The 11,552-nt window shown below is 44.8% G+C and carries 10 protein-coding genes; 3 read left to right on the top strand and 7 right to left on the bottom strand.

Annotation, left to right across the window (positions count from 1 at the left end; all coding sequences use genetic code 11):
* The 7 genes from EO95_RS06970 to coaBC all read right to left on the bottom strand — a co-directional run.
* A partial coding sequence (locus tag EO95_RS06970; protein WP_048133500.1) for an MEDS domain-containing protein occupies positions 1-550 on the bottom strand: 550 nt, incomplete at its 3' end.
* A gap of 809 nt (positions 551-1,359) precedes the next feature.
* Complete coding sequence (locus tag EO95_RS06965; RefSeq protein ID WP_048133499.1) at positions 1,360-2,595, bottom strand: adenosylhomocysteinase; 1,236 nt, start codon at positions 2,593-2,595, stop codon at positions 1,360-1,362.
* Positions 2,596-2,820: 225 nt separating this feature from the next.
* Positions 2,821-4,119 carry an amidohydrolase family protein gene (locus EO95_RS06960; RefSeq protein WP_048133498.1) on the bottom strand — a complete coding sequence of 433 codons (1,299 nt, stop codon included), beginning with the start codon at positions 4,117-4,119 and terminating at the stop codon, positions 2,821-2,823.
* 425 nt (positions 4,120-4,544) lie between these two features.
* A complete protein-coding gene (locus EO95_RS06955) occupies positions 4,545-5,189 on the bottom strand; it encodes an HD domain-containing protein (RefSeq protein ID WP_048133497.1) in 645 nt (214 codons plus the stop codon).
* A 15-nt stretch (positions 5,190-5,204) separates the two neighbouring features.
* A complete protein-coding gene (locus tag EO95_RS06950; protein WP_048133496.1) occupies positions 5,205-5,966 on the bottom strand; it encodes a 4-phosphopantoate--beta-alanine ligase in 762 nt (253 codons plus the stop codon).
* Between the two features lie 164 nt (positions 5,967-6,130).
* Positions 6,131-7,033 carry a pantoate kinase gene (locus EO95_RS06945; RefSeq protein WP_048133495.1) on the bottom strand — a complete coding sequence of 301 codons (903 nt, stop codon included), beginning with the start codon at positions 7,031-7,033 and terminating at the stop codon, positions 6,131-6,133.
* A gap of 157 nt (positions 7,034-7,190) precedes the next feature.
* Positions 7,191-8,450: a bifunctional phosphopantothenoylcysteine decarboxylase/phosphopantothenate--cysteine ligase CoaBC gene (gene coaBC / locus EO95_RS06940; protein WP_048133501.1), complete on the bottom strand. Its 1,260-nt coding sequence runs from the start codon at positions 8,448-8,450 to the stop codon at positions 7,191-7,193.
* A gap of 617 nt (positions 8,451-9,067) precedes the next feature.
* Between coaBC and EO95_RS06935 the strand changes: the two genes are divergently transcribed.
* The 3 genes from EO95_RS06935 to EO95_RS06930 all read left to right on the top strand — a co-directional run bounded on the left by EO95_RS06935 (position 9,068) and on the right by EO95_RS06930 (position 11,396).
* Positions 9,068-10,111 (top strand): Vms1/Ankzf1 family peptidyl-tRNA hydrolase, encoded by a 1,044-nt coding sequence (locus tag EO95_RS06935; protein WP_048133494.1) that lies wholly within the window; start codon positions 9,068-9,070, stop codon positions 10,109-10,111.
* A gap of 37 nt (positions 10,112-10,148) precedes the next feature.
* On the top strand, positions 10,149-10,292 hold the full coding sequence (locus EO95_RS17540) for a hypothetical protein (protein WP_156164006.1): 144 nt from the start codon (positions 10,149-10,151) through the stop codon (positions 10,290-10,292).
* 429 nt (positions 10,293-10,721) lie between these two features.
* On the top strand, positions 10,722-11,396 hold the full coding sequence (locus EO95_RS06930) for a YoaK family protein (protein WP_235282900.1): 675 nt from the start codon (positions 10,722-10,724) through the stop codon (positions 11,394-11,396).
* Positions 11,397-11,552: the final 156 nt, after the last annotated feature.

The following is an 11,552-nucleotide window of genomic DNA, read 5'->3' as shown; positions in this document are numbered from 1 at the left end:
CGGTTGCGTGGCACCTGTCGAGAGGATAGGTGCATAGAGCCATCATATGAAAGTTGCCGATAATGTTGTCTATTTCTTTCTCGTATTCAATGAAACTATTCCAGCCTTCTTTTTCCAGCCAGAACGTGTTCCCGCTCAACCTCATCCCTTCATATCCACTGGCAAGGGCATGATTGAGTTTTTCAAACCATCCATTTAAGACCCTCTCCGAATCGAATCCACCCTCTTCCGAACCGGCTCCCCCTTCTTCCGAACCGGATCTACCCTCTTTTACATACCAGTAATTGTGGGGAATAATTTCGATTTGCCCCTTTTCAAGGTAAGCATCAATGTCAGGAACAGCCATTTCAAGAGCTTCTTTTGCGCTTTCTACTCCCAGAGGTTGCGATGTGACCCACATACAGAATTCATTATTTTCGAGCCCTGCTTTGAAGTAGGGGACAAGTATATCTATTAAATCTTCTTTTGTCTGGTAGAACTGGCAGAAGTGTGTTCCCCAGGGAATATCCCCGATATTATCAATACCAGATTTTCTGAGGCTTTTTTCCATTCCCCACCTCTCCATCTATAAAATCAATATTAAAAATTCGCATTTATAGGGCTGTGAGCAGTTTATCGTATCTGATATCTGGAATGTTTATCGTATCTGATATCTGGAATGTTTATCGTATCTGATATCTGGAATGTTTATCGTATCTGATATCTGGAATGTTTAAAGTTTTTTATGTCAACCAGGGAATGTCTAACACCTCTTTTTCAAGAGAACAGCTCCCTTCCTGGTAAAAGATCCGTTAACTTCAGATTATGTCCCGTTCCTGTTTGTACATTCTATGAGATCAGTGTATATTAATGATATTTTTTTGATCGAGGTATCAATGATATTTTTCGATCGAGGAAAGCTGGTCACTCACTCACTCACTCACTCACTCACTCACTCACTCACTCACTCACTCTACTTTTCATACCAAGGGACCTGGAAGCAAAATAATGCCAGGCTCTAAGGAGTATGTCGTGGACCCTATTGCCGTTATTTTAAGTAAATTCCGCTTCAATAAAAGTGAATTTAAAGATTTTCTGAAAAATAGAAACTCTGTTTGCTATTTAAGCATTTTGAAAATAAATCATATTTCAGCTATGTCTTTAACGAGAATTGCTGGGTTATCAATTGTCTACAAATATCCGGCGAGATTGACTCTCTTTCATCCGAAATCATTAAAAACGGGGCGCAGTAACTATGATTACTCATAACAAAAGAAATTAAGTGCAGGGAATTAGGGTCTTATCCACTACACTTATAAATATTCAGCTAAATGTTCAACTAAAGATTCAGCTTACTTAATTATTCCCTGCTGCTTCTGATTATGTCCCGCATTCCCAGCCATTCATGTAGCATTCCTGTTTGGAAGTGAGTTTGTCGGTGCTTATGCCCATTGACTCAAGCTTCAGTGTTGCCACATAGGTATCAAGTTCCTTGGGGACTCCGTGGACTCCGTTCAACAGATTGTTTTCGGCAATGTAGCGCACACAGAGAGCCTGGTTTGCAAAACTCATATCCATGACCTCGGCAGGGTGTCCGTCACCGGCAGCCAGATTTACAAGCCTGCCTTCGGCTATGACGTTAATGCGCCTGTTCCCTATATCATATTCTTTGATATTGTGCCTGACGGTCCTGACTGTTTTTGCAAGGGAGGCAAGGGCTTCCATATCGATTTCTACATTGAAATGTCCTGAGTTTGCAAGGATTGCCCCGTCCTGCATGACCTTGAAGTGTTCGGCTGTAAGGATATCGCGGTTTCCTGTGGCCGTTACAAAGATCTCTCCTATTTTTGCAGCGTCTGCCATTCTCATGACCCTGTGTCCGTCCATCCTGGCTTCAAGGGCTCGTATGGGGTCTATTTCAGTGACGATTACATTCGCTCCCAGTCCTGTAGCCCGCATTGCAACCCCGCGCCCGCACCAGCCGTAGCCTGCGACAACAACGTTTTTGCCTGCTACAAGGAGGTTTGTGGTCCGGTTAATCCCGTCCCAGGCTGACTGACCTGTCCCGTAGCGGTTGTCAAAGAGATATTTGGTCATGGCATCGTTTACCGCTATTACCGGCATCTTAAGTGCGCCATCCTTTTCCATGGCATGAAGCCTGTGGACCCCTGTAGTGGTTTCCTCGCAGCCTCCGAGGATATTCGGGAGCATACCTGTCCTTTCTTTGTGGAGTTTGAATATCAGGTCTGCCCCGTCATCGATTGTGATGTCAGGTTCAAAGTCAAGGACTTTATCTATAGCTTCATAGTACTCGCTGGTATTGCACCCGTATTTTGCAAAACAGCTTATATTTTTCCGGGTATCGAGAGCCATTGACACATCGTCCTGGGTGCTCAGGGGGTTGCAGCCTGAAATTGCAACCTGTGCGCCGCCTGCAGCCAGGGTCTCGACAAGGACTGCGGTCTTTGCTTCTACGTGAAGGGCCATTCCTACTTTAAGCCCTTTCAGGGGTTTTTCTTCCTCAAACTTCTCCCTGATGATTGCAAGCACAGGCATGTGGCTTCTTGCCCATTCCATTTTCATGTTTCCGGATTCTACGAGTTCTTTTTCGGTCATAATAATCCCGTCATTATCAGATAGGCGGTTGAATTCGATGGGTAAATTCGATTATAGTAGATAGGCTTATTTTTCGAATTCGCACAAATTTTTACTTCGGGTACAGATTAAATAAAATAAATCTGTGGTGTATTCGGGTTTCTAGTATTTATTTTTCCCGTATATTGTTCCAGTATACTTTAAAGCATTACACCAGAACATGGACTATTCCAGGGTATGGATTTTTCAGGCTTTTACCCTTGCTACAAGCTCTTCTGCGGCTTTCCGGGCATCTTCTGTCACTTTCTCCTCATCCAGCACAAGTACCCTGTAATTGTCCATAAGGACTTTTCCGTCCACGATTGTTGTCCTGACATCACTTCCTCTTGCAGAGTATACCAGATGGGAAGGAACGTCAAAACAGGGAGTGAGATGCGGTTTTTTCATGTCCACAATGATCAGGTCTGCCTTCTTTCCCACCTTCAACATTCCGGTTTCCGTGCCAAGGGCTTTTGCCCCGTTAACGGTTGCCATCTCAAGTACCTGGCGAGCCGGAAGAGCAGTAGGGTTGCATGTGTTCACTTTATGCAGAAGGGCAGCAGTCTTCATTTCTTCAAACAGGTCAAGGTTGTTGTTTGAAGCACAGCCGTCGGTGCCAAGTGTTACATTCACTCCTTTTTCCAGCATCTTATATACCGGAGCAATTCCGGATGCCAGTTTCATATTGCTTATGGGATTGTGGGATACATTTACTCCCCTTTTCCTTAAAATCTCTATGTCCCCGTCCGATAGCCATACACAGTGGGCAGCAAGCACATCAGGGCCGAAAACCCCCAGGTCTTCGAGCAGGTGCACCGAGCACTTCCCGTACCTTTCTTTCATTGCATTCAGTTCGGCTTCGGTTTCCAGGACATGGATATGGATGCCTGCTCCGTCCCTGCTGGCCTCTTCTTTTACCTTTGCAAGAAACTCATCCGAGCATGTATTCGGGGCATGAGGTCCGTACATGGTCTTTATCCTGCCGTTGGCTGCTCCCTGCCAGGCCTGGACAAAGCGCTTTCCTTCCTTAAGGTCAGCTTCTCCTTTTTCTTTGTTCCAGAGCTCTATCAGGCCGTGGGAGAGGGAGGCTCGAAGTCCCGATGCTTCAACAGCCTTTGCAGTTTCATCCATAAAAAAATACATGTCTGCAAAGGACGTTGTTCCGGATTTGATCATTTCCAGGCATGCAAGCAGGCTGCCTTTGTAAACATCTTCTGCCTTCAGCTGGGCTTCGGCAGGCCAGATATGTTTCTCAAGCCACTCCGCAAGCTGAAGGTCGTCGGCATAACCCCTAAAAAGGGTCATTGCTGCATGGGTGTGCGTGTTTACAAGCCCTGGCATTACTACCGAACCTTTTGCATCGATCACGGTGTCGGCACTTTCTTTTGTTTTTTCCCCGATTTCCGTGATCTTTCCGTCTTCAATAACAACAGTCCCGTTTTTAAGGTCTCCTGCATCAGGATCCATTGTTAAAACGTAAGCATTTTTTATTATTATGTCAGCCATGTGATCATATCCGTCAGGTTTTGTAGTAGTGTATTGAAGTGTAGTAGGGTATTGAAATGTAGTAATGTATTGAAGTGTAGTAGTGTATTGAAATGTAGTAATGTATTGAAGTGTAGTAATGTATTGAAGTGTAGTAGGGTATTGAACTGCAACTTTATTTAAAGGCAACTTTATTTAAAGGCAACTTATTTGATAATTGCCTGATGTTAAAGAAGTTTTCCTAAAAAAGTTGTCCTGAGAATTGTCCTTTAATCCTGAGATTTATCCTGTAATCTTAATAAAGTGCATATCTTTATAAAAATGTTTCAGTCTGGTAAAGTATGAAAGTTTGTATGAAGTTTTCAGGATTTCAGACGATAACCCGGCTTTTGGAGTGTTGAGATTTTTCTGCCCAAAATCCGTAAAATTAGATCTCTTATCTGCTCTCACTCGCTGGCTCCGGTTTCCAGGTTCAGAGCTTCAAGGTAGAGGTGCATTATCTTCAGCCTTTCTGCTGCAATCCTCTTTGCTGCATCGGTATTCAGCTTTTCGGGGATTGTGAAAGGCTTGTAGTGCATGTATTCGTTAAAGCCTTCAACAGGGTCCTGAACATAGACAGTCTTTTTTGAGCTTCCTTTATCAATTCCTGTTAAGTGCTTCAGCATCCTGAGAGCTCCCATTGAAAGGATAGACCTGAAAATCCCAATCGCTCCCAGGGCGTCAAGCCTGTCGGCATCCTGAAGGATCCTGGCTTCTATTGTTTCCGGGCTTTTCCCTCCGCTAAACCTGTGAGTCAGGATGCAGTATACCACAGCTTCCACAGTCTTTTTTTCAACGCCTGCTCTCCCCAGAAATTCGGAGGCTATCTCCGCACTGTAGAGGGCATGGTCTCCCCCCTCCTCATGTTCTTTAATAACCCCAACGTCATGTAGAAGAGCTGCGAGCTGGAGAGTGAGAAGGTCTCCTCCTTCTTCTTTCCGGATTTCCCTGCAGAGGGCTTCTACGCGGGTTATATGAGACATATCGTGGGAACTGGGCTCCCCTTCGTGAAAGGTAGCCGCAAATTCCCTCGTTTTTTCTATCAGGTCCATGTAAGTATCCTGCTTTCAGTATTCTACTTCTGTGATCAGGGTCTTGAGATGTTCCTGAATTTCGGAAATCGCCTCAGAGAGGGCTTTTTTGTTCTCGTAAGTCGTTATCAGCTTCACAAGTTCTTCTTTCCTCTCCTTTTTCATTTCTTGTGCAAGCTTTGCCATATTTTCGAGAGCCCTTGTGAGGTTGTCTACAATTGATATTGTGGCGGTTCTGGAGGTCCGTGAAAGAGGGTTCAGGTCAATTGTTATGACAGTCTTTCCCATCTCTACAAGTTTTTCACAGCGGTCTCCGTCCTCCAGGGGAACGAGCACGACATCTGCCGTATAGATCCCCTTGCTGTCCACAAGCCTTCTAGCGTGGGAGAGCTCAAGGCTTGCGTCCGGATTCTTTCCAAGCACCTCAGAAGCTCCGTTGGCCTTCAGGTGTTCTATTATGAGGTGCACCCGGGTGTCGGTCCTGTGGAAGAGGTTTACTTCAATCTTAGCTCCGGTAATGTCTGCCAGGGCAACGACTTTTTCAGGAGCCAGGACTGCGACGTTCCCATTTACGGAAATAACCGGGTTTTCTGCCAGAAGGAGTGCAGCAACTGCCGCTCTTTCTGCATAGAGGGCAGATTCGGTGCTGCGCTCGCCTATAAGGTAGTCAAAGCTTTCGCCTCTTCCCTGGGCAATAAGCCCCTGAATACTTGTAATTCCCATCTTTACCCCGGCTGCAACCTTTTCACGGGCGAGCAGGGATTCGTACCTCGGGTGGTCTTGGGGTATATCGGTCATATATGTCGCTTACCTTTTTACTTGTCAGCTTTATAATTTAATTGAGTCACTTCGTTCGATTATAGTTTCCTTATATAGCATAGTTTCTTTATATGCAAATTTTCTGCAAATTAATATTTTCTTGTCTGATGTTCAAAAAAGTAAATAGATTTTTGCCTTGAGGCTCACTCATACATCAATCTCGGTACACAGGTTCCTATGCCGTATTCCAGAACCTGCCCGAATTCCTGAAGGGCTTCGTAGAGCATAAATTCCTGGCTATAGGGGGCGATTGCAAAAACCGTATCTCCAAGCATTGCCTGAGAAGCCATTCCTCCGTTCGCATGTGCAACCTCAATTACATCCTTTGCCGTACTGCTCATGAGGCCTGTATTGCTGGCAAAGTCTTTTGCCTGATGCATAAAGTTTTCGAGAGTGGGTTTTTTAAGCAGTTCGGACATTGCGGCTTTTCCTGCAGCATTAATCCTTCCTGCTGCAATCTCGTCTGTCAGGACAGAGTCTGTAGAAATCTCCCCGAGCGCGATGCAGAAAACTCTTGCTTCAGGAGCCGGAATTCTGTCTATGCTTCCGAATTCGGGCCCTCCGGGCTGCAGCCTGATTACCACTCCGCCATTGGACTGGGCAGCAATGTCCCCAAGTCCGCTGCGGTTAACGACTTCAGCTACATGAGCGTATTCAGTCAGGCTTTTTACGGTCTTATTTAAGGAAAGCGCCCTGTTCAGAGCATAAGCTGTCCCGAGCGCTCCTGCCCCCGAGGCTCCAAACCCGCATCCAATCGGGATTTCCGCCCAGCTCTTTACTCTTAAAGGCACATCGGTTAACATCTCTATCACTGTACGGGTGGTTCTGCCTTCAACTTTCTTTCCATTGAGGAAGATCTCGGTCTTTTCCACGGATTTTCCAACCATTACCTCGGTTGTAACTCCTCCATTCAGAACAATTCCGCAGCCAGTAGATCCCTTCTGGTGGGGGTCTTTATGCTCATGAATCTGAAAAAAACCTGTTATATGCCCTGGAGCATATGCTTTTGCTAAAAAGTCAGCCCCTTCACTCTCGTATGTATACATAGAAAACGCCTTTTTTATTGTTTAAGCTATTTTTCAAAGTTCATTTCTGTTTTGTAGAATCTTGTGCAGGATGATTTGTAGAGTCAGCCGATAAAGCAGATCAGGTACTGTACCAGCTCCGTTAGTTGGTTTTAATTTCCAGAAATCGATCAGGTTCTCAGAGGCCCTGTCGTGAATTTAAAATTCCGGTTACCTCCTCAAGGATACAGGCTGCAAGTTTGCGCTTGTTTCCGCTGACATGCCTGGGCTCTCCTTTTCCAAGCAGGTAAAGTTCATTTTCTTCAGTACCCATTCCACCTTTTCCTACATCGTTTGCTGCAATCATATCGAGTTTTGTCCCTTCAAGGGTTACGGCTGCTCTTTTAAGGAGCTCTTCTTTCCCGACTCCTGTTTCGGCTTTAAAGCCTATGATCACGAGTTCAGGGTGTTTTTCCCTGCATTCCTTTATCAGTTTTCGAGTGGGTTTCAGTTTGAGCACAAAATCTCCTCCTGATTTGATCTTCTCCGGAGAAGGTTCGGCTGTATAATCTGCAATTGCTGCAGAACTTATCAGGACATCATACCCATTTTCCAGTTCCGAGAGCACGGCTTCGGTCATTTCCGCAGCGCTTTCGGCAAAGACTTCCCTGATCCCTGCAAGCCCGAGCCTGTCCCTGTGCACAAGGGTTACATCAGCTCCGCTGCGGTAAGCTTCAAGGGCAAGTTCCCTGCCTGTCTTTCCGGAGGCCCGATTCGTGAGGATGCGGATAGGGTCAAGGCTTTCAGCAGTGGAACCGCCTGTTATAAGCACTTTCCGGTTTTCAAGGCTCCGGTTTCCAAGCGCCCTTTCCACCTCGAGCACTATTTCTTCGTTTGAGGCAATTTTTGCAACGCCTTCTTCAAACTTAGGGCCCACCATGGAGATCCCCCAGCCTTTCAATTTCGCTACATTTTCAATCACAGCCGGGTGCCTGTACATGGACTCGTGCATTGCGGGGACAACCATAACAGGAATGCCGGAGCCAAGAGCGGTTGTTGCAAAAGAGGTAACTGTGGTATCGTCTATTCCGTACGCGATTTTTCCTATGGTATTTGCTGTTGCCGGCGCTATCAGGAGGAGGTCTGCCCTGCCCTTAAACCCGCAAAATTCCACATGCTCCACCCTGCCTCCGAGTTCCGTAATCACAGGGTTGCCGGTAGCATAGTGCAGGGCGTCAGGGTGCAGGATATGTTTTGCAGCATCGGTCATGACTGCATGGACTTCTGCCCCATTCCGGATCAGTTCCCTTGCAAGTTCAACTACCCTGACCGCTCCTATACTCCCTGTAACACCGAGGACAATAGTTTTCCCGGCAAGGGAAGAACTCTTCTGTCCCTGGATCCAGAGGGTAGGGTGGATTTTCTCAGCCTTGGGCCGGGCAGGATTTTTCCTGTCCATCCAATCCTTTAACTTTACTCCATCCGGTTCATTTTGACCTGAATTCTCAGGTTCCAGTCCGGAAACGTGTGGATTTTTCTGGTCAGGATTCATTTGATCCTCCTCCTGCGTTTGAGACTTTTTCAATGGTTTTTTTCATTCAGGCACCGAAGTAATCTATAAGAATTAAGTATGGAAATTATCTCCCTTTTTTGGAAAAAATCCTGAAAATCAAAGTGACATTAAATATGATATTCTTAAAACTTTCGAAATATAAGGGACGGTTAAATCAGATAGAGGCTCCATTTTATTAGTAAGTATTACAGGAAATCTAGCTTCTATTATCAGACATAGCTGATAGTTTAATAGTTGTCCTGTGCCATAAATCCCGTATTAATTATCTGAAATATAACTTCTATTATCAGGCATAGCTGGTAGTTTAATAGTTGTCCTGGGTAATAAATGCCGTATTAATTATACAATATCTTCAATACCGTCCCCGCTGGTCTGTAACTGGCTTATAGCACCGGTACTGTGATTCGCATAATTAATAAGGTATTACTAATATTATACAGTCCAGTTACTTTTGGGAGTTTCCTGGATGGGATTAGATATTATGAGAAAGGGCAGGAAGGCAGATGACCGATAAAAAAGCTGCAAAAAGAGAAGTTACCGCAGATGGAAAAAAAGGGTTAGGCACCATTCTAGGAAAAATCTCCGGAAAAGACCGTCTGGAGCTTGAGGTTGACAGGCTTAACTCCAGGATAGTTGAACTCGAACTTGGCCTTCAGAGTGCGAAAAACCAGCTCGAAAAGAAAGAAGCCCTTGCAAGGCAGGCAGTTGCTGACAGGCAGGAAGCTGAATCTCGTTTAAACCAGGAGCTCGTCCGGACCCATACCCTTTCCCACGAACTTGAAACAATCAGGGATGAGTCCCGGGGCAAGCTGGAGTTTCGCGGAGTTGAAACCCTGAGCCAGTCGGCTGTTAAGGCTTACCTTTCCAAACTCAAGTCCCTTCACTCTTCTGCAAATGACCTTTTAACCGTTTATCTTCCCCCCGGAACTCGCCTTTCAGCCGTACTTCACGAAAAAACCCTTGGCCTGGTCGAAGAGGAAACCCGTTCCCTCCTTGATAGGCTTGATCCTGAGACGGGCATGGTCTTTTTCTACGACCTGCACCGCATGATTTCCGAAGCCATAGTCCCTCCTGTCCCTGTCCCCTCTTCTGCCTGGCACCTTCTGGACAGTTTTGAGATATCTCCTCTTGAAGAAAGCCTGAATACCGACTACCGCATGCTCGTTCTTGTCCTGCATGCAGGCGAGTCTTTCATAGGCTTTGCCCCTGATGCCAGGGTCTTCGATACGGAAGAACTTATCAAGAGCAGTGTCAAGGAAAAGCACAGCAAGGGAGGCTTTTCCCAGCGTCGTTTCGAACGCCTCAGGGAAGAGGATATTGCTCACCATATGGACAAAGTCTTTGAGACCCTTAGAAAAGTCCTTGAAGAAAATCCCGGAATAGATTGTGTTATCATGAGCGGAGATGCCCAGCTGATAAAGGATGCTCAGAAGCGCCTCCCTCTGAACCTTGAGATTATCGAAAAGCCGGCTGATATTAAGATGGAAAAGATAAGCGGGGAAGAAATCCTTAGATCAGTTTTGAGCTGCAGAAGATATCTGTTGTGAAGAAACCGAAAGTATTTGCTGTAAAGTGCCGGAAAAGATGTACTGTGAAGTGCCGGAAAAGATGTACTGTGAAGTGCCGGAAAAGATGTATTGTGAAGTGCCGGAAAAGATGTATTGTGAAGTGCCGGAAAGCATTTGCTGTGAGATATTTTCAAAAAAGGTAGAAGTCAGGGAAGTTTAGATCCTATCCTGATATTATTGTTGCAAGAGCTTCTGCAAATTAATCAGGACCACATTCCTTCCAATATCCGATAATGGTGATTATAGAAAGACCTTCCTAAGTTAAGGCTGCACGAATCTTTATTCCTTTTCTTTTTTGAATTCATTTTTAAATCCATATTTGAATTCATTTTTGAATCCATATTTGAATCCATTATGCTCGACACTACATTTTCTTCCTTTTGTCCTTACAAACCGTTCTCTACTGCAATAACCGCAAGGAGAGCACTTTCCTCGTAGATAATAATCGTTTTTAAAAGAGTCTCTCAATAATATAATATGGGTTAAATATAAATATGGTACAGGCTCGTTACTGTTAAATAGGGCTCTTTGAGTTCTGAGTGTAAAGGTGCCAATGCTGAATAATGAAAGAAAAATACGTTTCCGTAATTTGACTCCCGAATCTGTGGAGCTTGGAATACTTCTTGCAATTGTGGGAGGATTCCTGGATGCTTATACATTCGTAGGGAGAGGCGGTGTTTTCGCCAATGCCCAGACCGGAAATGTTGTACTTATGGGCATAGAAGCCGCAACAGGAGAATGGGGGCAAGCAATGTTTCACGCGGTCCCTATTCTGGCATTTATAGTTGGAGTAGTTGTTGCCGAGATGATAAAAAAACCTTCTATGCGCCTGTTTATACCTGATTCCGAAAGGGCAGTTTTAATTCTTGAAATTGCAGTCCTTTTTATCATAGGCTTTATACCCTACACGAGTCCGAATATCATTGTAACTGTTGCGGTTTCATTTGTCTCTTCGGTTCAGGTATCTTCATTTCGCAAACTGGTTGATTCTCCTTATAGTACAACCATGATCACAGGAAATTTACGTTCAGCTACACAGGAAGCTTATATTGCTTTCACAAAAAAAGACCGTGAATCAGCTCTGCAAGCTTTTCGGTATTCTACGATTAACCTTTCGTTTTTAGCAGGAGCTATTTTGGGAGGGTTGTTGACGTCATTTATTGGAGTTAAAGCAGTATGGATCGCTGTGAGTGTTTTAATTTGCTCTGTAATTTTATTCAGTATAGACCAATGTAAGAATAAGAAGGTTGATATTGAAGTATAAGGATTCGGGGAATATAGGATTCAGGGTATAGGATTCAGGGAATATAGGATTCAGGGAATATAGGATTCAGGGAATATAGGATTCAGGAGATACAGGATTCAGGAGATACAGGATTCAGGAGATACAGGATTCAGGAGATACAGGATTCAGGAGATA

The organism is Methanosarcina sp. 1.H.T.1A.1 (assembly GCF_000979295.1).
In the GTDB taxonomy this organism is placed as follows: Archaea; Halobacteriota; Methanosarcinia; order Methanosarcinales; family Methanosarcinaceae; genus Methanosarcina.
The sequence above is the reverse complement of the archived record's forward strand: the minus strand, read 5'-3'. Positions and strand labels throughout refer to the sequence as shown.